Origin of the sequence: Methylobacterium sp. 4-46 (assembly GCF_000019365.1) — a bacterium.
In the GTDB taxonomy this organism is placed as follows: domain Bacteria; phylum Pseudomonadota; class Alphaproteobacteria; order Rhizobiales; family Beijerinckiaceae; genus Methylobacterium.
This window is the reverse complement of record NC_010511.1, coordinates 4233865-4258224: the sequence shown is the minus strand read 5'-3', so window position 1 is coordinate 4258224 and position 24360 is coordinate 4233865. Positions and strand designations below refer to the sequence as shown.

The 24360-nt window shown below is 70.9% G+C and carries 20 protein-coding genes, 2 tRNA genes and 1 pseudogene; 12 read left to right on the top strand and 11 right to left on the bottom strand.

From position 1 onward, the window contains the following. Positions 1-125 precede the first annotated feature (125 nt). The 3 genes from M446_RS18340 to M446_RS38195 all read right to left on the bottom strand — a co-directional run bounded on the left by M446_RS18340 (position 126) and on the right by M446_RS38195 (position 1887). Positions 126-199 (bottom strand) — tRNA-Gln (locus M446_RS18340). A gap of 200 nt (positions 200-399) precedes the next feature. Beyond that, on the bottom strand, positions 400-1602 hold the full coding sequence (locus M446_RS18335) for a pyridoxal phosphate-dependent aminotransferase (protein ID WP_012333596.1): 1203 nt from the start codon (positions 1600-1602) through the stop codon (positions 400-402). A 138-nt stretch (positions 1603-1740) separates the two neighbouring features. Continuing rightward, positions 1741-1887, bottom strand: a complete 147-nt coding sequence (locus M446_RS38195; RefSeq protein WP_168169163.1) for a hypothetical protein — start codon at positions 1885-1887, stop codon at positions 1741-1743. Between M446_RS38195 and M446_RS18330 the strand changes: the two genes are divergently transcribed. Genes M446_RS18330 through M446_RS18320 form a run of 3 tightly spaced genes read left to right on the top strand, consistent with a single transcriptional unit; the run spans position 1886 to position 6907 of the window. Continuing rightward, the gene (locus tag M446_RS18330; RefSeq protein WP_012333595.1) at positions 1886-4111 is read left to right on the top strand and encodes a type I secretion system permease/ATPase; all 2226 of its coding nucleotides are present in this window, start codon (positions 1886-1888) and stop codon (positions 4109-4111) included. The two genes, M446_RS38195 and M446_RS18330, sit on opposite strands and share 2 nt — an antisense overlap. Then, positions 4108-5652, top strand: coding sequence for an HlyD family type I secretion periplasmic adaptor subunit (locus M446_RS18325; protein WP_012333594.1), 1545 nt, complete (start codon positions 4108-4110; stop codon positions 5650-5652). Before M446_RS18330 ends, M446_RS18325 begins: the two co-directional genes overlap by 4 nt. Positions 5653-5665: 13 nt before the next feature. Next, positions 5666-6907 carry a glycosyltransferase family 4 protein gene (locus tag M446_RS18320; protein ID WP_012333593.1) on the top strand — a complete coding sequence of 414 codons (1242 nt, stop codon included), beginning with the start codon at positions 5666-5668 and terminating at the stop codon, positions 6905-6907. Positions 6908-7051: 144 nt separating this feature from the next. Here M446_RS18320 and M446_RS18315 read toward each other — a convergent pair whose 3' ends face one another. Then, a complete protein-coding gene (locus M446_RS18315) occupies positions 7052-8110 on the bottom strand; it encodes a hypothetical protein (protein ID WP_012333592.1) in 1059 nt (352 codons plus the stop codon). Between the two features lie 344 nt (positions 8111-8454). Here M446_RS18315 and M446_RS18310 point away from each other — a divergent pair, with 344 nt between their 5' ends. After that, the gene (locus M446_RS18310) at positions 8455-9564 is read left to right on the top strand and encodes a ring-opening amidohydrolase (protein ID WP_012333591.1); all 1110 of its coding nucleotides are present in this window, start codon (positions 8455-8457) and stop codon (positions 9562-9564) included. Between the two features lie 20 nt (positions 9565-9584). Here the strand turns inward: M446_RS18310 and M446_RS18305 are convergent, their stop codons facing one another. Further along, positions 9585-10124 (bottom strand): hypothetical protein, encoded by a 540-nt coding sequence (locus M446_RS18305; protein WP_012333590.1) that lies wholly within the window; start codon positions 10122-10124, stop codon positions 9585-9587. A gap of 140 nt (positions 10125-10264) precedes the next feature. Between M446_RS18305 and M446_RS18300 the strand changes: the two genes are divergently transcribed. From M446_RS18300 to M446_RS18290, 3 genes are all read left to right on the top strand, one after another. Beyond that, positions 10265-11647, top strand: a complete 1383-nt coding sequence (locus M446_RS18300) for an aminotransferase (RefSeq protein ID WP_012333589.1) — start codon at positions 10265-10267, stop codon at positions 11645-11647. A gap of 389 nt (positions 11648-12036) precedes the next feature. Beyond that, the gene (locus M446_RS18295) at positions 12037-12225 is read left to right on the top strand and encodes a hypothetical protein (RefSeq protein WP_018259976.1); all 189 of its coding nucleotides are present in this window, start codon (positions 12037-12039) and stop codon (positions 12223-12225) included. A 95-nt stretch (positions 12226-12320) separates the two neighbouring features. After that, entirely contained in the window at positions 12321-13241 is a 921-nt protein-coding gene (locus tag M446_RS18290) for a metallophosphoesterase (RefSeq protein WP_012333587.1), read from the top strand. A 202-nt stretch (positions 13242-13443) separates the two neighbouring features. Here the strand turns inward: M446_RS18290 and M446_RS18285 are convergent, their stop codons facing one another. Next, a complete protein-coding gene (locus M446_RS18285; RefSeq protein ID WP_012333586.1) occupies positions 13444-14976 on the bottom strand; it encodes an acyl-CoA carboxylase subunit beta in 1533 nt (510 codons plus the stop codon). On the opposite strand from M446_RS18285, the gene M446_RS18280 reads away from it, so the two are divergent. Continuing rightward, complete coding sequence (locus tag M446_RS18280; RefSeq protein WP_265576379.1) at positions 14966-16090, top strand: ABC transporter permease; 1125 nt, start codon at positions 14966-14968, stop codon at positions 16088-16090. The genes M446_RS18285 and M446_RS18280 overlap by 11 nt on opposite strands. A 284-nt stretch (positions 16091-16374) precedes the next feature. Then, positions 16375-17163 carry an SGNH/GDSL hydrolase family protein gene (locus tag M446_RS37340; RefSeq protein WP_150108690.1) on the top strand — a complete coding sequence of 263 codons (789 nt, stop codon included), beginning with the start codon at positions 16375-16377 and terminating at the stop codon, positions 17161-17163. Between the two features lie 641 nt (positions 17164-17804). Here the strand turns inward: M446_RS37340 and M446_RS18275 are convergent. Together M446_RS18275 and M446_RS18270 are read right to left on the bottom strand one after the other, a co-directional pair. Next, entirely contained in the window at positions 17805-17984 is a 180-nt protein-coding gene (locus M446_RS18275; protein ID WP_012333583.1) for a hypothetical protein, read from the bottom strand. Between the two features lie 79 nt (positions 17985-18063). Continuing rightward, entirely contained in the window at positions 18064-19464 is a 1401-nt protein-coding gene (locus M446_RS18270) for an IS30-like element ISMtsp4 family transposase (RefSeq protein ID WP_012330561.1), read from the bottom strand. 381 nt (positions 19465-19845) lie between these two features. Here M446_RS18270 and M446_RS18265 point away from each other — a divergent pair, with 381 nt between their 5' ends. After that, positions 19846-20175, top strand: coding sequence for a hypothetical protein (locus M446_RS18265; protein WP_012333582.1), 330 nt, complete (start codon positions 19846-19848; stop codon positions 20173-20175). A 353-nt stretch (positions 20176-20528) separates the two neighbouring features. Here M446_RS18265 and M446_RS18260 read toward each other — a convergent pair. Next, positions 20529-20605 (bottom strand) — tRNA-Pro (locus M446_RS18260). Between the two features lie 113 nt (positions 20606-20718). Between M446_RS18260 and M446_RS39015 the strand changes: the two are divergent. Both M446_RS39015 and M446_RS18250 read left to right on the top strand, forming a co-directional pair. After that, positions 20719-21075 (top strand): annotated as a pseudogene (locus M446_RS39015) (PAS domain-containing protein); the annotation flags it as partial. Positions 21076-21592: 517 nt separating this feature from the next. Further along, positions 21593-22432 carry a class I SAM-dependent methyltransferase gene (locus tag M446_RS18250; RefSeq protein WP_012333581.1) on the top strand — a complete coding sequence of 280 codons (840 nt, stop codon included), beginning with the start codon at positions 21593-21595 and terminating at the stop codon, positions 22430-22432. Between the two features lie 6 nt (positions 22433-22438). On the opposite strand, the gene M446_RS18245 is transcribed toward M446_RS18250, so the two are convergent. Both M446_RS18245 and M446_RS18240 read right to left on the bottom strand, forming a co-directional pair. Continuing rightward, a complete protein-coding gene (locus tag M446_RS18245; protein ID WP_012333580.1) occupies positions 22439-23017 on the bottom strand; it encodes a HupE/UreJ family protein in 579 nt (192 codons plus the stop codon). Positions 23018-23125: 108 nt separating this feature from the next. After that, positions 23126-24286, bottom strand: a complete 1161-nt coding sequence (locus tag M446_RS18240; protein WP_012333579.1) for an aldo/keto reductase — start codon at positions 24284-24286, stop codon at positions 23126-23128. Positions 24287-24360: the final 74 nt, after the last annotated feature.

Here is a 24360-nt window from a genome sequence, read left to right as displayed (position 1 = left end):
CAGCCGACGTACTGCTGTAACCCATTGTAAATCTAGGGGTCGTGTTGCAGCCAGTCGAAACACATTGTCGCCAGGCTCGCGCGACAAAAAACCCGCCAAGCCCTTGACCTGACGGGTGATTTCAATGGCTGGGGGACGTGGATTCGAACCACGACTAACGGAGTCAGAGTCCGCTGTTCTACCGTTAAACTATCCCCCAGCAAGCGGCCGATCGCTCAGCGCCGCCTGCCGGTCGGGCCCGTCCCGGAGGGACTTGGCATCGCGCCGAGCGCGGTTCCTGCCGACGCCGCGGGCGATAGCACGGCTCGGAGCGCCGATGCAAGCGGCAAAGGCCGGCGGGGCGCCGCCGGACACGGGGCTGGGCGGGAGGGCCGGGTCTCGGCCCATCCCGGCCCGCCCTCAGCTGAGGGCGCCGCAGAAGCGCTGGATGCGCGTGCAGGCCTCCTCCAGCACGGCATTCGACGTGGCGTAGGAGATGCGCAGGTTCGGGCCGAGCCCGAAGGCCGAGCCGTGCACCGCCGCCACGCCCTCGCTCTCCAGGAGCGCCGACACGAAATCCTCGTCCGTCTCGATCACCCGGCCCTCCGGCGTGCGGCGGCCGATCAGCTCGGCGCAGGACGGGTAGACGTAGAACGCCCCCTCCGGCGTCGGGCAGCGCAGCCCCCGCGTCTGGTTGAGCATCGAGACCACGAGGTCGCGCCGGGTCTGGAAGGCCGCCCGGAACTCGGCGAGGTGGTCCTGCGGGCCGTCCAGGGCCGCCACCGCCGCCCATTGGGCGATCGAGCAGGCGCCGGAGGTCTGCTGCCCCTGCACGAAATCCATCGCCTTGATCAGGGCTTCGGGACCCGCCGCGTAGCCGATCCGCCAGCCCGTCATCGCGTAGGATTTCGAGACGCCGTTCATCGTCAGGGTGCGCTCGTACAGGGCGGGCTCGACCTGCGCGGGCGTCACGAAGCTGAAATCGCCGTAGACGAGGTGCTCGTACATGTCGTCGGTGAGCACCCAGACGTGCGGATGGCGCAGCAGCACGTCGGTCAGCCGCTTCATCTCGGCCCGCGTGTAGGCCGCGCCGGACGGGTTCGAGGGCGAGTTCAGGATCAGCCACTTGGTCCGGGGCGTGATCGCGCGCTCCAGATCCTCGGGCTGAAGCTTGAAGGCCTTCGCCATCGTGGTGTCGGCGAACACCGCCGTGCCGCCGCAAAGCCCCACCATCTCCGGATAGGAGACCCAGTAGGGCCGCGGGATCACCACCTCGTCGCCCGGGTTGAGCGTCGCGAGAAGGGCGTTGTAGATGACGTGCTTGCCCCCGGTGCCCACGATCGTCTGGGACGGCTTGTAGTCGAGGCCGTTCTCGCGCTTGAACTTGCGGGCGATCGCCTCCCGCAGCGGCACGATGCCGGAGACCGGCGGGTACTTGGTCTCGCCACGGCGGATCGCCTCGATGGCCGCCTGCTTGATGTGCTCGGGCGTGTCGAAATCCGGCTCGCCGACGGACAGGCTGATGACGTCCCGGCCCTTCGCCTTCAGGTCGCGCGCCTTTTGGGTCATCACGATCGTCGCGGACGGCTTCACGCGCGAGAGGGCATCGGCCAGAAAGCCCATGGCTGTCACTCCACCTTCAAGAGAACCTGCGATGCGCGCAGGGCGGCCCGAGGCCGGCGGTTCAAATCGCCGCGGGACCCTAGTCGCGCCTTCGGTCGCGGGCAAGGAGCGCTGGCGCACGGACACCCCGCCCGCAATTCAGCCAACTTCATCGCCAATGGCCATCACGCGCCCACCGGCAGCATCCTCGTTGCTCTGCGGCGCGACATTCATCACGCGGTCGAATATCGTTGGTATCCGCTTCGGCGCGCCGGCAACGTGAGCGGAGACGAAGGGAACGGGCATGGAAGGACAGGTCGTGTCACCGGCGGGGCGCCCCTCCCCGGATGAACCACCGAAGGCCGCGCACGCGCCGCCGCCGGCTCCCGTCATCGATTCCGGCCTCGCCGCCCTGGCGCTCGTGGCCTCGTTCCACCAGGTCGCCTGCGAGCCCGCGCAGGTGCGCCACGAGCTCGGCCTCGGCGTGCAGCCCGCCCGCGCCGTCGACCTCGTGCGCGGCGCCCGCCAGCTCAAGCTCAAGGCCCGCCTGCTCGAGAAGCAGAAGCCCGAGCGCCTCGAATCGATCCCGCTGCCCGCCATCCTGGAGATGGAGGGCGGGCGCTTCGTCCTGCTCGGGCGGCGCCTCGACGACGGCAAGTACCGGATCATCGACGCGGCGGCCCGCACCGCCGAGCACGTGCCGGCCGACGCCGTCGTCGCCCGCTGGACCGGGTCGATCATCCTGATCGCGCGCCGGGCCAGCCTGCAGAAGGTCATCCACGATTTCGGCCTCAGCTGGTTCGTGCCGTCGATCTGGCGCTACCGCCAGCCGCTGCTGACCGTCCTGGTCGCCTCCTTCTTCATCCAGGTCTGCGCCCTCATCACGCCGATCTTCTTCCAGATCACGATCGACAAGGTCCTCACGCATCGCGGCTACTCGACGCTGACCCTGGTCGCGGTCGGCCTCGTGGTGCTCGGCCTGTTCCACGTGGTCCTGCAATACCTGCGCAGCTACATCCTGACGCACACGACGAGCCGGATCGACGTCGAACTCGGCGCCCGCCTGTTCGAGCACCTGATGCGCCTGCCGCTCGGCTATTTCGAGACCCGGCCGGCCGGCCAGACCGTCGCGCGCGTGCGCGAACTGGAGACGATCCGCAGCTTCCTCACCGGGCAGGCCCTCACCTCGGCGATCGACATCCCGTTCACGCTGCTGTTCATCGTTATCCTGTACTTCTACTCGCCGCTGCTGGCGCTGATCGTGACCCTGTCGATCCCCTGCTACGTGCTGGTGGCGGTCGTGCTGCGGCCGATCCTGCGCGAGCAGACCCTCGAGCGCTTCAACCGCTCGGCCCTGTCGAGCCAGTTCCTGATCGAGTCGGTGGTCGGCATCCACACGGTCAAGGCGCTGGCCGTCGAGCCGACTCTGCGCACGCAGTGGGAGGAGCGCCTCGCCGCCTACGTCAAGACCTCCTTCGTGGCGGGCGTCGTAGCCAGCATCGGCCAGAACGCGATCCAGTACATCAACAAGGTGACGACCGCGCTCGTGCTCTTCTTCGGCGCCTACGCGGTGATGAACGGCGACCTCACGGTCGGCTCGCTGATCGCCTTCAACATGATCATGGGGCAGGTCACGGCCCCGATCCTGCGCCTGTCGCAGCTCTGGCAGGATTTCCAGCAAGTGAAGGTGTCGATCGACCGGCTCGGCGACGTGCTCAACTGCCCGCCCGAGACCCGCTCGATGGGCCAGGCGCACCTGCCCCCCGCCAAGGGCCAGATCACGGTGCGCAACGTGGTGTTCCGCTACCAGCCGGGCACGCCCGAGGTGCTGCGCGACGTCTCGATCGAGATCCCGGCCGGGCAGGTGCTCGGCATCGTCGGGCCCTCGGGCTCGGGCAAGTCGACCTTCACCAAGCTCCTCCAGCGCCTCTACGTGCCGGAGAAGGGCCAGGTGCTGATCGACGGCATCGACATCGCGCAGGTCGACCCCGCCTGGCTGCGCCGCCAGATCGGCGTCGTGCTGCAGGAGAACCTGCTGTTCAACAAGACGGTGTTCGAGAACATCGCGCTGGCCAATCCGGGCCTGTCGCGCGCGCAGGTGATCCAGGTGGCGCGCCTCGCGGGCGCCGACGAGTTCATCAACCGCCTGCCGCTCGGCTACGACACCCCGATCGAGGAGCGCGGCGCCAACCTCTCGGGCGGCCAGCGCCAGCGGCTGGCCATCGCGCGGGCGCTCGCCACCAATCCCCGCATCCTGATCCTCGACGAGGCGACCTCGGCCCTCGACTACGAGAGCGAGCGCATCATCCAGGAGAACATGCGGCACATCGTGCGCGGACGCACCGTCGTGATCATCGCCCACCGCCTCGCGGCGGTGCGCGGCTGCGACCGCATCATCGCGCTGCAGGACGGGCGGATCGTCGAGGACGGCACCCACCGCGACCTCGTGGAGCGTCCCACCTCGCTCTACGGCCGGCTGTGGCGCATGCAGTCCGACCACGGATCCGCCGAGCAGGGAGCCGCCGCGTGACCGCGAACCCCGAACCCCGCCCCGAGGGGCAGGCCGCCCCCTCCCCGGCCCCGGCCGCGCGCAACCGGCTGCCGGCCCTGCCCACCGCCCGCTCGCTCTCCCCCCGCCGCCTCACCGAGCGGGTGCGGGCGATGGCGGTCAACCGCGAGAACCAGGAATTTCTCCCCGCCCACCTGGAGATCCTGGACACGCCGCCCTCCCCGCAGGCGACGTTGTTCACCTGGACGATCTGCCTGATGTTCGCGGCGGCGCTCCTGTGGAGCTTCCTCGCCCATCTCGACATCCACGCGGTGGCGAGCGGGCGCATCCAGCCGAGCGGGCGCTCCAAGGTCGTGCAGCCCTTCGAGACCGGCAAGGTGCTGGCGGTTCACGTCGAGAACGGCGCCCGGGTCAAGGAGGGCGACCTCCTGATCGAGCTCGACCCGACCGAGGCGGAGGCCGACCTCGCGGCGCGGCGCGGCGACCTCGCCTCGCTGGAGGCGCAGATCATCCGGCGCCAGGCCACGGTCGCGGCGGTCGAGACCAACCAGCCGGCGACGAGCCCGGTCGCGTTCCCCGCCAGCATCCCGCCCGCCGTGCAGGCGCGGGAGCGGGCCGCCATGCTGGCCGAGATCGGGCAGTACGTCGCCTCCCGCGACGCGCTGCTCGCCCAGATCGCCGAGAAGGACGCGACGCAGAAGCGCTTCGCCACCAGCATCGCGGCGCGCGAGCGGCTGCAGGCGGTGCTCAAGGAGCGGGCCGACATGCGCGAGACCCTGGTCGCCCGCCAGGCCGGCACCCGCGCGGCGGTGATCGATGCGGTGCAGCAGGTCGAGCAGGTGGCGGCGGACCTCGCCTACGACCGCGGCCAGCTGATCGAGGCGCAGGCCGCCGCGGTCTCGCTGCAGCGGCGGGTCGAGCAGCTCGCGACCGAGACCGTCGCCAAGCAGCACCAATCCGTGACCGAGGCGGCCCAGAAGCGGGACGCCCTGCGGCAGGACGTGGTCAAGGCGGCGCTCAAGCGCGAGCGCACCCGGCTCACCGCGCCGATCAGCGGCACCGTGCAGCAGCTCGCGGTGACGACGCTCGGCCAAGTGGTGACGGCGGGCCAGCCGCTCCTGGTGGTGGTTCCGAGCGAGGGGCCGATCGAGGTCGAGGCCATGGTCCAGAACAAGGATATCGGCTTCGTGATCCCGGGCCAGGAGGCGGTCGTGAAGATCGACGCCTTCCCGTTCACCCGCTACGGCAGCATCGAGGGCAAGGTGGCGCGGGTCTCCCGCGACGCCGTCGACGACCGCGACGCGAGCGGCGCCTCGGACGCGGTCTCGATGAGCCGCGGCCAGGGCCTCAGCCCGGTGAGCGGCACGCCCAAGACCCAGAACCTGGTCTTCCCGGTCACGATCGAGCTGTCGCGCGCGACGATCGAGGCGGACGGCAAGACCGTGCCGCTCACCCCCGGCATGACCGTGACGGCGGAGATCCGCACGGGCTCGCGGCGGGTGATCGACTACGTGCTCTCGCCCGTGAAGGAGACGACCGCGACGGCGGGCCACGAGCGCTGAGCCCGGCGCGGCGATGCGCGTCCTCTTCGTCCACCAGAACTTCCCGGGCCAGTACCGCCACGTCGCCCCGGCGCTGGCGGCCCGGCCCGGGCACGCGGTGGTGGCGCTCGGCATCAACCCGGCGCCGCCGCTGCCGGGGGTGCGCCACCTGCGCTACGCGGTGGAGGGGCGCTCGACCCCGGGCATCCACCGCCTCGCCCAGGATTTCGAGACCAAGGTGCTGCGCGGCGAGGCGGCGGCCCGCGCCGCCCTGCGCCTGAGGGAGGAGGGCTTCGCGCCCGACGTCATCTGCGGCCATCCGGGCTGGGGCGAGACCCTGTTCCTGAAGGACGTCTGGCCGGAGGCGAGGCTCCTGAGCTTCGTCGAGTTCAGCTACGGCGCGCGCGGCGCCGATGTCGGCTTCGACCCGGAATTCCCCGTGCGGGCGGGTGAGGGGCTGTTCGCCGTGCGCGTGCGCAACGCCGCCGCCTACCTGGCCTTCGAGGCGTCGGACTGGCTCGTCTCGCCGACGGCTTGGCAGGCGAGCCGGGTCCCCGCCCCGTTCCGGCCGCGGCTCAGCGTGATCCACGACGGCATCGACACCGACCTCGTGCGGCCGGATCCGCGGGCGCGGATCACCCTCGACCGCACCGGCACCAGCTGCGCCCCGGGCGACGAGGTCGTCACCTTCGTCAACCGCAACCTCGAACCCTACCGGGGCTACCACAGCTTCATGCGGGCCCTGCCCGAGATCCTGCGGCGCCGGCCGCAGGCCCGGGCGGTGCTGGTGGGCGGCAGCGACGTGAGCTACGGCGCCAAGCCCCCCGCCGGCCGGACCTGGAAGGACATCTTCCTGGACGAGGTCAGGGCGGATCTCGACCTGTCGCGCGTGCATTTCGTCGGGCGGATCCCGTACGGGACCTACCTCAACCTGCTCCAGGTCTCGGCCGCCCACGTCTACCTGACCTATCCGTTCGTCCTGTCCTGGTCGATGCTGGAGGCGATGGCGGCCGGCTGCCTGGTGATCGGCTCGGCCACGCCCCCGGTCGAGGAGGTGATCCGCGACGGCGAGAACGGCGTGCTGGTCGACTTCTTCTCCCCGGCGGCCATCGCCGAGGCGGTGGTGCGGGCGCTGGCCGAGCCCGAGGCCTTCCGGGCGATGCGGGCGGCGGCGCGGCGGAGCGCCGAGGGCTACGACCTCGCCCGGGTCTGCCTGCCGCGCCACCTGCGGCTGATCGAGGAGGTCGCGGCCGGGGCGCTGCAGCCCGCCGCCTGAGGCGGGCGGTCCCGTCCCGCGGCCGCCGCGGAAGCTCCGAGCGGGTTCGGAACCGGTGTCGAGGGAGGTCCCGGCAGGTGGCGGCGGGGGAGCGGCCGGACGCGAAGCGGGCCGGGACGCGGATCTGCCGCCATCCTCGCCCGCTCACGGATGCGCCCGCCACAGGCTGCGCTCGACGCGCCCCGACAGGCCCGCCGCCACCCCGACCACGCCGACCAGAGCCAGCATGTCGGGCCAGGTGAAGCGGAAAGCCCCGCGGAAGCCCGGCGTCACGAGCCAGAACATCTCGGCGCCGTGCAGCACCAGGACGAGGGCCGCGATGGCGACGAGGGCGGCGGGCCGCCCGACCACGCGCCGCGGCAGCAGGACGAGAAGCGCCAGCACGCCGGTGGCGAGCGCCACGACCGCGCCGACGCGGGCGAGCGTGCCGCCCCGGTCGAGGTACCAGCGCACCTCGTCGGGCAGGTTCGCCGACCAGACCACGAGGTACTGCACGAAGTGCACGAAGCCCCAGCAGGCGAGCAGCACCAGCATCGGGTCGGTGAAGGCCGCCGCCATGCGGTTGTCGCGCAGCGGCCGGCCGGAACTCGCCCGCGCGGCGATCAGCGCCGCCGCCGAGAGGGCGAGCCCGGCCTGGATCGTCATCACCAGGAGCCCGAAGGCGGCCGAGGCGCGGGCGGGATCGACCGAGTGCACCCAATCCTCGGCCGCGAGCGTGCCCAGCACCGCGTGCAGCACCATGCCGATCACGGCCCGGCGGCGGCGCGCCGCCGCGGCCTCGAGGGCGAGATCGAGCGGCGCCCGCCGGAAGGTCTCGGCGAGCCAGAGCCAGACCGCGAGGTAGAACAGGCTGCGCAGGGTGAAGAAGGCGGGCGTGAACCAGATCGCCGCGAGCGCCGTGCGGGGCGGCAGGCCCCGGCCCCAGCCGTAGAGCGCGCCGAGGTTGAGCAGGATCGGCACCAGCAGCAGCGCGGCGATCGGCAGGAGCGCGAGGAGACGGCGCAGGGAGGCGGCCATCGGCTCGTGGGCGAAGCCCGCGAGTTCGAGCCCCATCAGGAGCGGCAGCGCGCCGGCCGGCAGCGAGACCAGGACCAGCCAGGCGGCGAGGTAGGAGGGCATCACGGCCGTGCCGGCGGCGGCCGCGAGGCCGCAGGCGGCGAGGCAGGCGACGCCGACCGCGAGCGAGATCGGCCGGCGGTTCACGCGGCCGCCCCCGCATCACCCGCGGGCGCCGCCCCGCGCGACCGCCCGTCTCCGGCGTCGCTCCGCATCCGGTCCTTCCCGTTCGAGAGCAGGGCTGCCCGTGCGAGAGCAGGGTTGCGAGGCGCTCGGCCGAGGCCGCGCGCGGGTGCCGATCCGCCACGGGGCGGGCGGGCGCCTTCGCTTCCTCATAACGCCCGTTTCCCGCCCCGAGCAATGGCGCGCGGTCGCGCGTCGGATCACCACACCGCCGCGCCGCGACCGGGCGCCCTGGCACGGCGGTTGCTGCCGGCGGCGGATCGAGGGGATGCCCCGCGCCCCGCCGCAGGCGGGGAGGAGACGACACCATGCCCCGCCGCGCCGAGATCCTGCGCCTGCCGATGGCCGCCCCCGACGACGTCTCGGCCATCGCCGCGTCCCTGCGCGACGGGCGCCTCGATCCCGGCGACGTGGTCGCGGTCTTCGCCAAGACCGAGGGAAATGGCTGCGTCAACGACTTCACCCGCCCGCTGGCGGTGCAGGCCCTGCGCGGGCTGTTCGGGCCGCTGATCGGCGAGGCGGCGCTCGGCCGGATCGCCATGGTGATGTCGGGCGGCACCGAGGGCGGGCTCTCGCCGCACTGGCTCGTGATCGCCGCCCGGGAGGCGGCCGGGCCGGGCCCGGCCCTCGCGGTCGGGCAGGCCCGCACGCCGCCCCTCGCCGCCGAGGATCTCGGGCGCCGCGCCCAGGTCGAGATGGTGGCCGCCGGCGTGCGGGCGGCGATGCGCGAGGCCGGACTCGACGCCGGTCAGGTCCATTACGTCCAGGTGAAGTGCCCGCTCCTCACCTCGGAGCGGATCGGGGCGGCCCTCGCCCGCGGCGCGGCACCCGCGACCCGGGACACGCTCAAGTCGATGGGCCTCTCGCGCGCGGCCGCGGCGCTCGGCGCCGCCCTCGCCCTTGGCGAGGTCCCGGCCGCCGCGATCGGCGAGACCGTGGCGGAGACCGATCCGGGACGTCACGCCCGCCGCTGCGGCGCCTCCGCGGGGGTCGAGCTCCTCGACCACGAGGTCGTGGTGATGGGGATGTCGCCCGACTGGACCGGCCCCCTGGTCATCGATCACGCCGTGATGGCGGACGCGATCGACCTCCGGCCGGTCGCGGCCTGCCTGGGGCGGCTCGGCCTGCTCGGGCCGGACGGGTTCGTGGACGAGGCCGGCCGGGCCAGGCTCGCCGCCCTCCTCGCCAAGGCCGAGGCCTCGGCGGACGGCGCGATCCGGGGCCGGCGGCACACGATGCTGACCGATTCCGACATCGCGCCGACCCGCCACGCCCGCGGCTTCGTGGCGGGGGCGCTCGCGGGTCTCGTCGGCGCCACCGACCTGTTCGTCTCCGGCGGGGCCGAGTTCCAGGGGCCGGACGGGGGCGGGCCGGTGGCGGTGATCGCGCGGCGGAGCGGCGCGGCCGGTCCGGCCTGACGGGGTGCCTTGCGCGGCTCTCAGGCCGCGTCCCGCACCTTCTCGACGTCGATCACGAGGCCGGCCGGCGTCATCCGCTCGCGGGCGACCAGCCGGTCGCCCGGCGCGAACACCCCGAGGGGAACGTCCCGGTCGGGGAGCACCACGGTCGCGTGCTTGTTCACGAACACGATCACGTGCCGCTTCCGGGGCAGCGAGGCCACCGACCAGCGCTTGAGCTGGGCGTAGTAGGGATCGCGCTTCCACGCGCCCGCCTGGCCCGGATCGACCTGGACGTTCAGGAAGCGGGTGACCGGATCCTGGGTCAGCACCATCTTGGCCCGGTCCGGCTTCCATTCCGGGCCGAGCCAGCCCTCGGTCATCCACAGGCAGTGGAAGGCCCGGCAATGATCCGGCCGCGTCGCGTGGATGCCGCAGCCCCGGCCGGCGACGGCGTGCCGGCACCACGTCCCGGCGACGCTCTCCACCGCCGGCACGTCGAAGACCTTGCAGCACAGGGTGCAGGCGCCGCAGGCGCGCCCGGGCGCGGGCTGGGAGACGAGGGAGGCGGGGTCGATCATGCTTGGAAGAGGTCTCATGCGCGGGCCGCCTTGGTGCGGGGGCATCGCGCCGCTAGTGTGGCGGCGGGCGGTTTTCTCCGAAGCGCCCCGAGAGGCCCGCGGCCATCCCGCGGAGCGGCCGAGATCCCGGGACCCTGCCGATGCTGTCGAACCTCGCCACCCGCGACGTCGAGACCCTGATCCATCCCTATACCAACCTCGCGCTGTTTCGCGAGACCGGGCCGCTCGTCCTCGACCGCGGCCACGGCGTCTGGGTCTACGACACCGACGGCCGGCCCTACCTCGAGGGCATGGCGGGGCTGTGGTGCACGGCGCTCGGCTACTCGAACGAGGAGCTGGTCGAGGCCGCCCGCGAGCAGATGGCGCGGCTGCCCTTCACGCACCTGTTCTCCGGCCGCAGCCACGACCCGGCGATCGAACTCGCCGAGATCCTGAAGGAGCTGGCGCCGATCCCGGTCTCGAAGGTGTTCTTCACCTCCTCGGGCTCCGAGGCGAACGACACCCAGGTCAAGCTCACCTGGTACCTCAACAACGCGCTCGGGCGGCCGCGCAAGAAGAAGATCATCTCGCACGTCAAGGGCTATCACGGGGTCACGGTGGCCTCGGCCTCGCTCACCGGCCTGCCCGCCAACCACGCGGATTGGGACCTGCCGCTGCCGGGCTTCCTGCACGCGCGCTGCCCGCACCATTACCGCGGCGCCGAGCCGGGCGAGAGCGAGGAGGCCTTCTCGGCCCGGCTCGCGGCCGAACTCGACGCGCTGATCCAGCGCGAGGATCCCGACACGGTTGCGGCCTTCATCGCCGAGCCGGTGCTCGGCGCGGGCGGCGCCATCGTGCCGCCGACAGGGTATTTCGAGGCGATCGGGCGCGTGCTCGCCGCCTACGACATCCGCTTCGTGGCCGACGAGGTGATCTGCGGGTTCGGCCGGCTCGGGACGTGGTTCGGCGCCGAGACGATGGGGATGCGGCCCGCCAGCCTGTCCTTCGCCAAGGCGATCACCTCGGCCTACATGCCCCTCGGCGGCCTCACGGTGGAGGAGCCGCTCTACCAGGCGATGCTCGACGAGAGCCGCAAGATCGGCACCTTCGGACACGGCACCACCTATTCGGGGCATCCGGTCGCCTGCGCGGTCGCCATCAAGGCGCTGGAGATCTACCGGCGCGACCGCCTCGTCGAGGCGGCCGCCGAGAAGGCGCCGCACTTCCAGCGCCGGCTCTCGGCCCTGGCGGAGCATCCCCTGGTCGGCGAGGCGCGCGGCATCGGCCTGATCGGGGGCCTCGAGATCGTGGCCGACAAGGCGACGAAGCGCCAGTACGACCCGAAGGCCGGGGTCGCCGCCCGCTGCGTGGCCTTCGCGCAGGCCGAGGGGCTGATCGTGCGCTTCCTCGCGGGCGACCGGGTCGCGGTCTGCCCTCCCCTGGTGATCGCGCCCGACGAGATCGACGCGCTGTTCGACCGGCTCGCCCGCGCCCTCGACCGCACCGCGGAGTGGATCCGTCAGGGGAACCTGACGGCGGTCTGAGCCCCGCCCTCGCCGGCGCGGCGGCGACGATGCGGGACCGAGACCCCATGCAGCATCGCCGCACGCCACTCCGCTCAGGCGCTGCGACGACCGGTTCGGCCCTCCCGCTGGAGAGCCTGAACCGGTCAGCGGGGCTCTCCCGGGTCCTCGGCCGGACAAGGCCGTTTCGTCGCGAAGAATGCGTCAAAGGTCAGAGATTTGGGCCGAGCCCGGTCCCATTCTGGTCCGGGTCGGCTCCCGTGTCGTTCATCTCGCGTCCATCTCTGGGGCGGGGCCGCCCCCACCTTGCCCCCGCCGGGCCGCAATGGCGCCCGAGAGCCGACCGGTTCGGCCGTTTTATCGGCGGCGACCGGCCGAGCGAGAGCCGAGGTGACGAGAGGAACGAACTGATGGTGTCGCAAGCGCAGAGCCCGACCGAAGCGGCCACGAACCGCCCGCGCGAGGCTGGCGTGACGGCCGGATTCCGTCCCCTGGCGCTGCCGGCCCTCGCGGCGGCGGCCCGCGCGACCCGGGGCAAGCCCGACTGCGCCACCGCGGCGCGCCGGCCGATCCGGCACGAGCACGAGATCGCCGATTGATGGGGATGCGCGTCCGCGGTTGAACCGGTTGTTCACGGTTGACCTGTTCCCCTGAGCCGTGGGCCGGCGGCCACGCGCCGGGGGAACTCGCGTCGATGCTGATCATGCCGAGCCGGCGACAGGTCCTGACGGGCGCCGCCGGTCTCGCGGCGCTCGGAGCCGGGGCGGGCCTCTACGGCGGCGCGGTCGAGCCCGCCTGGCGCCTCGTGGTCACTCCCTACGCGCCGCGCCCGGCGAACTGGCCGCGGGCCCTGTCGCTGCGCATCGCCGCGCTCGCCGATTTCCACGTCGGCGAGCCCTGGATGTCGCTGGGGCGCGTCGAGGAGATCGTCGCGGCGACGAACGCCCTCGCTCCCGACCTCGTCCTCCTGCTCGGGGATTACCCCGGCGCGCGGCCGGTCGCCCTGCGGCGGGTGGCGCTCGCGGATTTCGCCAAGCGGCTGGCGTCCCTGCGGGCACCGCTCGGCGTGCACGCGGTCCTGGGCAACCACGATTGGTGGGACGATGCCGCCGCCCAGGCGCGGCGGCGCGGCCCGGTGGAGGCGCGCCGGGTGCTGGAGGCGCAGGGGATCACGGTCCTGGAGAACGCGGCCCTGCGGCTCGTGAAGGACGGGCAGCCCTTCTGGCTCGCGGGACTCGCCGACCAGGAGCCCTTCGTGCCGCAGGGGCTCTGGCACGGCCTCGCCGACATTCCCGGCACCCTCGCCGCCGTGACGGACGACGCGCCGGTGATCCTGATGGCGCACGAGCCCGACATCTTCCCGCAGGTTCCCGGTCGGGTCGCCCTCACCCTCGCCGGCCACACCCACGGCGGGCAGGTGCGCCTCCTCGGCCACTCGCCGGTCACGGCCTCGCGCTTCGGCCAGCGCTACGTCTACGGCCACGTGGTCGAGAATGGCCGCCACCTCGTCGTCTCGGGCGGGCTCGGCCTCAGCCGGATCCCGGTGCGGCTCGGCGTGCCGCCCGAGATCGTGCTCGTCCGGCTGACCGGCGCCGCGGCCGGCGCCCAGGTCTGAGACGGGATCCGCTCGATCGAAGCGGATCCCGGATCACACGCCTGCGCGGCGCCTGAGCGCGGCACCTGAGCGAAGCCGGCATCCGCATGGCCGAAATCGGAGATGGCGAAGCCATCACCCGGACGTCGGATGAGACCGGCGGTCCTGTCTCATGACCGCCGGTGCCGTTCTCCGCCCGCGCCCCTCCGGGGCGCCCGCTCCCTCAGAGCGGGATGTTGTCGTGCTTCTTCCAGGGCTGCTCGCTCTCCTTGCTGCGCAGCATGGCGAGCGCCCGCGCCACCCGGCGCCGGGTCGAGTGGGGCATGATCACCTCGTCGATGTAGCCCCGCTCCGCCGCCACGAACGGCGACATGAAGCGCTCCTCGTACTCGGCCGTGCGCGCCGCGATCTTGTCGGGATCGCCCATGTCCTGCCGGAAGATGATCTCGACCGCGCCCTTGGCGCCCATCACGGCGATCTGCGCGCTCGGCCAGGCGTAGTTCACGTCCCCGCCGATGTGCTTGGAAGCCATGACGTCGTAGGCGCCGCCGAAGGCCTTGCGGGTGATGACGGTGACCAGCGGCACCGTCGCCTGGCTGTAGGCGAAGAGCAGCTTGGCGCCGTGCTTGATGAGCCCGCCATATTCCTGCGCCGTCCCGGGCAGGAAGCCCGGCACGTCCACGAAGGTGACGATCGGGATGCCGAACGCGTCGCAGAAGCGCACGAAGCGGGCCGCCTTGCGCGAGGCGTCCGCGTCGAGCACGCCGGCCAGCACCATCGGCTGGTTGGCGACCAGCCCGACCGTGCGCCCCTCGATCCGCCCGAAGCCCGTGATGATGTTGCGCGCGAAGGCCGCCTGGATCTCGAAGAAGTCGCCCTCGTCGACCACCCGGCGGATCAGCTCGCCCATGTCGTAGGGCTTGTTGGGGTTGTCCGGGATCAGGGTGTCGAGGCTCTTGTCGAGCCGGGAGGGGTCGTCGAAGCTCTCGATCTCCGGCGCGCCCTCGAGGTTGTTGGCCGGCAGGAAGTCCATCAGGCGCCGGATCTGCAGGATCGCCTCGACGTCGTTCTCGTAGGCGCCGTCCGCGATCGAGGACTTGGCCGTGTGGACCTTGGCGCCGCCGAGCTCCTCGGCGGTGACGACCTCGTTGGTCACGGTCTTGACCACGTCCGGGCCGGTCACGAACATGTAGCTGGTGTCGCGGACCATGAAGATGAAGTCGGTCATGGCCGGCGAGTAGACGTCGCCGCCGGCGCACGGCCCCATGATCACCGAGATCTGCGGGATCACGCCCGAGGCGAGGACGTTGCGCTTGAAGACCTCGCCGTAGCCGCCGAGCGCGGCGACGCCCTCCTGGATGCGGGCGCCGCCGGCATCGAACAGGCCGATGATCGGGGCGCGCATCTTGAGGGCCATGTCCTGGACCTTGATGATCTTCTGGGCGTGCGCCTCCGAGAGCGAGCCGCCGAACACCGTGAAGTCCTTGGAGAAGACGAAGACGGTGCGGCCGTTGATGGTGCCCCAGCCGGTGACGACGCCGTCGCCCGGGATCTTCTGCCTCTCCATGCCGAAGTCGATGGAGCGGTGCTGGACGAACATGTCGAATTCCTCGAACGAGCCGGTGTCGAGGAGGAGTTCGATGCGCTCCCGCGCCGTGAGCTTGCCGCGCTTGTGCTGGGCCGCCACACGGCTCTCGCCGCCGCCGAGCCGGGCCTGCGCGCGCCGCTGGTCCAGCCGATCGAGGATGTCCTTCATTGCCTGCCGCCTGTTTTCGTCGAGCGCCCAAAGCCGCAAGGCTTGGCGGTATCGGGGAAATGCGGCTCTAGCACGCGGCCGCAGCGCCGCAAAACCGGCCGGATGGCCGAGAGACCTTGGCCGAGAGACCTTGGCCGAGGGGCCGTCGTCCGCCGAGGGAGGAGGCGCGCCGGCCCCTCGCGGCCGGCTCCTCGGGGCCGGCTCCTCGGGGCCGGGCCCGGTCGCGGCCCGCGCGGCCGGGCCATCGCCAGCCTTGCGGACGCCGCAAAGGGAGTCCAGAGGGCAGCGCCGGAACCTCACCGCGGGAGCGACGACTTTGGCGCATGCGACCGACAGGGCAACGCCGCTTCACCAGCAATCGGCCCTCCAGATCCAGCTGCAGGTGCTGCACGCGCTGATCCTGCGCGACATCCGCACGCGATTCGGCCGCACCATGTGGGGCTACGTGATCATCGTCGGCTGGCCGGTCGCCCACCTCTTCGTGCTGGTCGTCACCTTCCTGGTCCGAAAGGTCCCGGCGCCGATCGGCGAGAGCACGGCCCTGTTCATCCATACCGGCATGACGCCGATGATCATCTTCATCTATCTCTCCAGAAAGATGATGGAGGGAGTTCTGATGAACAAGCCGCTCCTCTCATTTCCCGACGTGAAATTCCTGGATGTCTGCCTGTCGCGCGGATTGGTCGAGATTCTGAATGCGTGCATGAGCGTGTCGCTCATCATGTTCATTCTGGCCGTCTCCGGCGTCAATCCGATTCCCGACAATGCGTTTCTCGCCATTATGTCGATCCTGACCTCGATCTTTTTCGCATTTGGTCTTGGTATAGTCTCTTGCAATGTCGTCCATATCTTCCCGCCCTTCCAGCTAGGGTTCGCCCTTTTCATTATTCTATTCTACGCCCTGAGTGGCGTGTTTTTTCTTCCGGACGGCATGCCGTCCGAAATTTATCACGTCATGTTGTGGAACCCGATGACGAACCTCATCATGGTGTTTCGATCCGCCTATTACCCTCAGTACACGCCCGACGCCTCACTCACGTATGTCGCGCTGGTGTCGGCACTTCTCACTTTTGTCGGATTGCTCTGGGAGCGGTTCTTCACGCGCTACATCTGACACGGGATCCGGTTGAGCTGAGCGGATCCCGCACCGGCCGGCCCGGGCGGCGGAGCCTGGCTGCGCCCGCCCGAGCGACGCCGGGATCCGCATCGCGAGCGGCCGCCCGGGTATCGGACGTCGCCCGCCGGGCTCGGGGATCCGCCTCGCCAGCCTCTCACCTGGCCGAGTGCCCTGTCCCGCCTCCGGACTGAGTGGCGGCAGCCGTGTTACGCGTCGTGGATCTGACGCCGACCGCCTCGGCCCCATGACGTCCGTCAGCACCCGAACCGGAAGCGAAATCCGTGGACACGAGTCACGCCAATCAACTCCTTCGGGACGGCTATCCGAACGAGGCCGTTCTCAGCGGAGCCGATCCGTCGGACGCAATCAATGTGCTGAAGCAAAAGAGCCACGCTCATTTGGTAGTCAGGGGCGACTCGCTCTCGCTTCCGCGGCCGGTCCGATATGATGAATACGGCATTCACAATCCGTATCTTGCAACTCGGTTTGAGAATACATTTCCTTGCATATTAGCACAAAGATACGAATCGCATCTTAACAAAAAAGTATACATGACTAATACAAGCCTTAGGGGAATGCAGTGGCCTGCTTATGAGTCGGGGATCGGCCGTGGACTAGAGGACGTCTTATCAACGCTCGGCGCTGATATTTTCGTCAGCCTATGGGGCTACACACAGATCTGGCTCCATAAGGAAGAAACCTCATCGTTCGACAAAATCGATGACATATCGGAGAAATATACGAAAACCATCAACGCGCTACAACAAAGATTCCCATTGATGATCGTCGTTGTGGTCGATCTGCCGCTTCCGGGACCGGGGCTTTCTGAAAGATTTCCACGGATGGGTGATTACATCGATTTCTTCAATCAAAACAATTCAGAGCGCCTGAACAAAAATATCTTTCGATATACAATTCCTAATCATAAAACTATTCTACACGACGATCAGCAGCATTTTTCATCTGACGGGCATTTAGCTATTGCAGATGGCATATTTGATTTGACTATGAGCTGCGCACTATGCTATCATTCTCTCCAAAATATGCTTGCGACTGACTCGGAAGTGTGAGACGCGGTGGATGATGGCGGTTGGGCCAGGAGTGAAGCGGTTCATGCGGCCGGCCCACCTCGGAGACGCTCATTCACTCAGCGCGGCTCTGGCCAAAGGCGGGCGGGTGGATGGGGTGGGGTGACGAAGCGGGCGTAGCGGGGTCCCCGCCAGGAGATGCCGGCAGGCCGCCCCTACCGATGCACGTCCTCCCATCATCCCAGTCACCCGCCCGCCCTTGGCACCCGCCCGCCCTTGGCCAGAGTCCCGCTGAAGCGCTGTTTGGCCTGCGCGAGGACGACGCGGCGAGGACGCTGCCGGTTGAATGGCGGCGGCGTCCGTTCTCGTCGGATGCCGGGTGCCCATCGCGGGCCAGACCGCCGGAACGAGGCATGAGGCACGAGGGTCCGTCCCGCCATCTGCTCTGAAGGATGCGGGCCCCCTGAGGCCCCGCTGACCACCCTGAACCGATCCCCGACCCGCCCTTCCCGGCCCCGGTCCGGCGGCAACGCGGCATCATACCCAATCCGCTTGATCCCTTCGGGATGGCGGATTGGGGCTTCGCTCAAGCGCCGCGCGGGCTTGGGATCCGGGATCCGCTTCGATCAACCGGATCCCGGATCAGACCTGCCGCGGGCCCATCGCGGCCCACCGCCAAGCCCCTATCGGTGCACCGGCCCTTCCGCCTTGGCGGTGCCGAGGATGCAGAGCGCGATGCCGAGCATGCCGACCAGCGTCCCCAACGGGGAGGTGTGGGTGTAAGAGTAGGAGTAGCCCGCGCCGCCCACCACGATCCCCGCCAAGATGAGCAGCAGACCTTTGACCGAGGAGAGCTTGCTCACGTCCGGCGGCGACGTGCTCGCCAGGGGGGCACCTGACGCCGGTGCGGGCGCTTCGGGGGCGAGGCTCTGAGCCTTGGGTTCAAGCGGTCGTCGCAACACCATCTTGCACGGCAGCCAGCACAGCGTCGAGCGCCTCTGCCGGCGTCTTCCAGTTCAGCGTCTTGCGCGGTCTGCTGTTGAGGGCTGCGGCCACAGCAGCAAGATCGTTCGCGCTGTGGGCGCTCAGATCCGTTCCTTTCGGGAAGTACTGTCGCAGTAACCCGTTCGTATTCTCGTTCGTCCCCCGCTGCCAGGGTGAGCGTGGATCGCAGAAGTAGACCTGCAGACCCGCGTCGATCCGCAAGCGCGCGTGCTCGGCCATCTCGGTACCCTGGTCCCAGGTCAACGAGCGCCGCAGCTGCTCGGGCAAGCGCGCGATCGTGCCGGCGATCGCCTCGCGCACCGCCTGGGCCCCGTGCCCCGCCAGCGCCGGGCCGTTCTTCGCACGCGGTGTCACCCCATGGCCGTCCATCGGCGGAAGATGCAGCAGCATCGTAAAGCGCGTCGTGCGCTCGACCAGGGTCCCGATCGCCGAACTCTTCAGACCCAGGATCAGATCTCCTTCCCAGTGCCCCGGCACCGCGCGGTCCTCCACCTCGGGCGGACGCTCGCTGATGAGCACCTCGGGGGTGACGAACGACCTGCCTCGGCCCAGGCTGCGGGCCCGCGGCACACGCAAAGCCCGTCCTGTGCGAAGACACGCGGTCAGCTCACGCTTCAGCGCGCCCCGGCCCTGGATGTAGAGCGCCTGATAGATCGCCTCGTGACTGATGCGCATCGTCGTATCGCCCGGAAAGTCGAGCCGTAGGCGCTCGGCGATCTGCTGCGGACTCCAGGATCGACCCCATCGCCGGCTCTGGCGTCGCCCGTGCCGCCGTCCCTTCCAGGCAACGCTAGGGCCAGGCAGAGCGCTCCCGCCCGGTGTCGCGACAGTTCCGGCGAGCCGCTCCTGCACGTACGTCCGCAGCGCTGCGTTCCCCGCCAGTTTTGCTGGCTTGGGCCGGCGTGCCGCGCGTTCAGCGTGCCACTGCGCGGTCGTGGCGCGATAGTCCAGGCCGCCACTGCGGGTCGCCGCATTGCGGCGCAATTCCCGCGAGATGGTCGACGCCGCCCGTCCCAGACGCCGAGCGACGTCCCGGACCCCGTGACCTTGCGCTTGTAGGATCGCGATCTCCTCCCGCTCAGCCAACGACAGGTAGCGCGCAGAAGGCGACTTGGATGATGGTGACAGGTGGGAAGGTGCCATTCCGCCTGCTGTCCGGAACCACCGCGAGCCGACCGGTGGCGAGATCCCGAGCTTCATCGCTGCGACCTCGCTGGAGAGACCCTGCGCGAGGAACGCCCAGAACCCCCGCCGCGTCTCGCGCAGACCGACCCCGGGACGACCCGGTGACCGCAGCTTCTCGCGAAGTGCCCGATCCGAACGCCGCCGACCTGCCATCACAACCGCCCTCCGCCAAGCCGTTGCGACGACCACTTGAATCCACCAGCCTTGCTGACCTCCCTGTGATCAGCCGCCGTCAATTTAGCAGAACCCGGAACGAAATACGATCGCAGAACGCGGACACGTTCTGAAACGAGAAGCACCCGTCAAGGTTCGCGCGCTGCGCATCAATTCACGCCCACGCTCGCTGCGCAATCCGACATCGCGAGTGCTGACGCATCAGGACGGTGTCGAGGACGGGACGTGGCAGTCCCGCACCCGGACAGCGTTCGTGATCGCCGCGACAGGCTTCGGCATTCGCTCCGGCATCAAATCGGCTGGACGGGCGTTGTCCCCACGAGTGTCACAGGTGAGGCATCAGCCGGGAGGCTCTGTCACATGATGGACGATCACCCGCTCATCTGGCGGCCTGCGCGGCCCGGGGAGGCGGCCGACTTCTTCGCGGAGGTCGATGGTCACACGTTCGCTCGGGTCTGCAAGGTCATCCGCATGCCATCCTGGACCCCTCAGTGGGCCTGGAGCATCCTCCTGCGACAGCCCGCGTCCGTTCTCGGCTTCGACAAGTCAGGAACCGCGCCGACGAAGGGACAAGCCGTCGCTGCCGTGAGGGAGCGATGGCTCCTGGCGCGCGAGTGGTCCGCATGGATGGGCGAACCGCCGATCGCGGAGCGGGACGTGGCCCGCGCGGGGATCGCATCGCACCTCTGACGCCGCGGCGCGCATGGTGCCCCCGCCCTGCTCCGCCTCGGCCATGACGGGCAGGGCCGCGCGGTCGCAACGCCCCTGCTCGGCGGGCTCTCGGTCCGAGGACGACCGCACGCACCGTTGCGCAGCACCTCCGCGCCGACATGGCCGCGCGACCTGGCGCCAAGTGGCAACGGGTGAGCGCGGCCCAGTGCGGGCGCATGATGGTCGAAACCCTGGAGCGCGTCTCCGGCGACACCATCCGAGCCACCAGCAGCAGGCGGCCGCGAACTTCGGCCGGAAGGGCTGATCCGGTCCACCATCTCGATGGTGTTGATCGGGTACTTCTGTGAGCCGCTGAGCTGTCTCGGGAATTTTGGTCGGAGTGGCAGGATTTGAACCTGCGACCCCCACGTCCCGAACGTGGTGCGCTACCAGACTGCGCTACACTCCGAAGCGTCGGCGCCGCCGACGTGGGGGGCTTATAGCGACGGCCTTGGCAGCCTGCAAGCGGTTCCGCGACCGGAAATCGGAGATCCTTCGCCCCTCCCGCGCTGGAGAAAGGACATGGCCGGCCTAATCGATGGCGATCGATCAGCCCGCAGGTCGGCCGGAGCCGCCGCCGGCGCGGCCGTGGAGATGACGCGCATGCCGATGATCCTCACGGATCCGCGCCAGCCCGCCAACCCGATCGTCCTCGCCAACCGCGCCTTCCAGGACCTGACGGGCTACGACGAGGAGGAGCTGCTCGGACGCAACTGCCGCCTGCTCCAGGGCGCGCGGACAAGCCGCGCGACCGTGGACGAGATGCGCGACGCCCTGCGCGACAGGCGGGCGATCGCCACCGAGATCCTCAACGACAAGCGCGACGGCACGGCATTCTGGAACAGCGTCCTCATCGGGCCGATCTACGACGAGGCGGGCGACCTGCTGTGCTTCTTCGCCTCGCAGCTCGACCTGTCGCGGCGCTGGGCCTCCGAGCAGGCCCAGCGGCAGGCCCAGCGGCAGGCCCAGCGGATGGAGGCGATCGGCGAGCTCACGGCGGCCCTCGCCCACGACTTCAACAACCTGCTCCAGGTCGTGACCGGCAACCTCGACATGGCCCTCCAGGCGGTGACCGAGGAGCGGCCGGTAGCAGATCAGGCGGGCCCTGGAGGCGGCCGTCCCGGCCTGCCCGGGGGCGCGCCCCGAGGCGGGACCGGCCGCGCCGCCGCGCCGCGGCAGCGGGACGATCCTGGTCGTCGAGGGCAGCGAGGCCGTGCGCTCCCGCGCCAGCGGGCACCTGGAGGATCTCGGCGACACGGTGCTGCTCGCCCGGGACGGCCGGGAGGCCCTCGCGGTGATCGAGGCCGATCCGAGCGTCGAGCTCCTGTTGACCGGCCCTTGCGCGGGCGCGCGCGGCGGTCGAGAAGGCCGCGGAACGCCCCTGGCGGAGGCCGCGATGACGGACCCGATCTCCCAGACCGAGTACTGGAACGGCGAGGCGGGCGAGCGATGGGCGCGGTTGCAGGACGCGCTCGACGCCGCCTTCGCGCCCCTCACCGAGGCCTTGATCGCGGCCGCGGCCCTCAGGCCCGGCGAGCGGGTGCTCGACATCGGCTGCGGCTGCGGCGAGACCACGCTCCTGGCGGCGCGGGCGGTCGGGCCGCGGGGCTCGGTGACCGGCCTCGACGTCTCGCGGCCGATGCTCGCCCGGGCGCGCCAGCGCGCCCTCGCGGCCGATCCCGAGAACGCCCCGGTCGCCTGGGTCGAGGCGGACGCCCAGACCCAGCCCCTGGAGCCGGTCCACGACGCGGCGCTGTCGCGCTTCGGGGTGATGTTCTTCGACGAGTCGCGGGCCGCCCTCGCCAACCTGCGCCGGGGCCTCAGGCCCGGCGGGCGGATCGCGCTCCTGTGCTGGCAGGGGCTGCCCGCCAACGACTGGATCCGGGTGCCGCGGGAGGCGGCGCTGCGGGTGGTGCCGCCGCCCGAGCCGCCGGTCCCGGGGGCGCCCGGCCCGTTCCGCTTCGCGGAGCCCGGCCTCCTCGCCGGACTGCTCCGGCAGGCCGGCTTCGCCGCGGTGGCCGAGGCGGCGGTGTTGCGCGACCTCGTGCTCGGGCGCGACGCCGAGGAGGCGACGCGCTTCGCCCTCACCCTCGGCCCGACCTCGGTGCTGGTGCGCGACCTCGGCGAGGCCGAGCGCGCCGCCGCCTTCGCGGCGGTCGCCGCGGCCCTGCCGCGCACCGAGCCGGTGGTGCTCGGCGCCGCCTGCTGGCTCGTGACCGCGGTCAACCCGGGCTGAGCCGCCTCAGACGAGGTGGGCCAGGAGCGCGACGCCGGCCAGCGCCACGGCGCCGCCCATGACCGGGGCGGCGGCCCGCAGCCGCCCGGCGGCGAGGCCGAGCCCGATCCCGGCGGCGTGCAGCAGCGCGCTCGCCGCGACGAAGCCCGCGCCGTAGGCGAGGCCCGAGACGCTCTCGGGCATCTCGGCCCCGTGCGCGTGGCCGTGGAACACCGCGAAGAGCCCGACGAGGAGCCCGAGCGCGGCGAGCGGCAGTCCGGCCCCGAGGGCGGCGGCGAGCCCGAAGGCGACGAGCGAGAGGCCGATCCCGGTCTCGACCGCCGGCAGCGCCAGCCCGGCCGCCCCGAGGGCGCCGCCCACCGCCATGATGGCCAGGAAGGCGACCGGCAGCGCGACCAGGGCCCGCCCGCCGCGCAGGGCCGCCAGCAGCCCCACCGCCGCCATGGCGAGGACGTGGTCGGCCCCGCCGAGGGGATGGGCGAATCCGTGCGCGAAGCCGGCGGCGTCGCCGTGGCCCGGATGGGCGAGGGCCGCCTGCGGCAGGAGGATCAGGGCGGCGGCGAGGAGGGGCAGGCGGCGCGTCATGGCGGGCTCCGATGGCGTGGGATGGCCGAGTGTCGGGTGACCGAGCGTTCGAATGGCCGAGGTTAAGCAAGATTCGGGGCAGCCGTCAGCGGGCGGCCCCGGACCCGGCTATTCCATGGTCGGGGCGAGGGATTGCACGCCCTCGGCCTCGCCGCCGAGCCAGGCGGCGTTCTTGGCGGTGCCGTCGAAGGTCGAACTCGTCTTGAACAGCTCGTACTTGCCCTCGAGCGCGTAGGGTCGAGCGCGGGCGAGCAGTTCCGCCACCGCCGCCTTGTCCATCGGCCGGAAGCTCTTCACCGCCTCGAAGGCCTGGTCGAGGTCGCGCTGGCTCTGGATGCCGGTGATCACCACGGAGGTCGGCAGGTTGAGGTTGAAGTGGAGGTACTCGATCGGCCGGATCGGGGCGTTGCTCTTGAGGATGACCCCGTCGCCGAAGGTCTTCATCCCGAGCACGCCGATCCCCTGCGCCACCAGGGAGGGCAGCACGAGGTGCGCGAAGCTGCGGAACTGCGCGTCGAGCACGTTGAGGGGCATCTGCACGGTGTCGAAGCGGAAGCCCCGCTCGGCCGCGACCTCCAGCATCTGCAGGTGGATGCGCGGGTCCTTGTGGCCCGTGAAGCCGATGAAGCGCAGCTTGCCGGCCTGGCGCGCCTCGATGAAGGCCTCCATGGCCCCGCCCTCGGCGAAGACCCGGTCGGGATCGTCGTAGCGCAGGATCTCGTGGTGCTGGACGAGGTCGATGCGGTCCGTGCGCAGGCGCTTGAGCGAGGTGTCGATCTGGGCGGCCGCCTCCTTCTTGGTCCGGCCGTCCATCTTCGACATCAGGAAGACCTTGGCCCGGTAACCGCCCTCGGCGAGCGCCGCGCCCATCCGCTCCTCGGACCTGCCCTCGTTGTAGTCCCAGCAATTGTCCATGAAGGTGATGCCGCGGTCGACGCCCTGATGGATCAGCCGCGTCGCCTCGGCATCGCTGAGCGCCTTCTTGCCGAGGTGGAACCCGCCCATGCCGATCGCCGAGACGGTGACCCCGGTGCGGCCGAGGGGCCGGTAGAGCATCTCGCCCCGCCTCTCCCCCGGATCGGTCACGAAGGGCAGCGCCGCCGGATCCTCGGGCCGGTTCGCCCCGGCGAGCGCGGCCGCCGCGGGCGGCAGCGGCCCCGCGGACGGGAGCGCCGGGCCGGGCCCCGCCGGGGACGCGGCGCCGGCCGAGCCGCCGGCCGCGAGGCCCGCCCCGAGCACCGCGCCCTGCAGGAAACTGCGACGTTCCATGGTCCGCCCTCCGGTCTGAGCACCATTCGCCGACGTGGTCACCGCTCCGGCGGCGACAAGGATGCGACACCTCG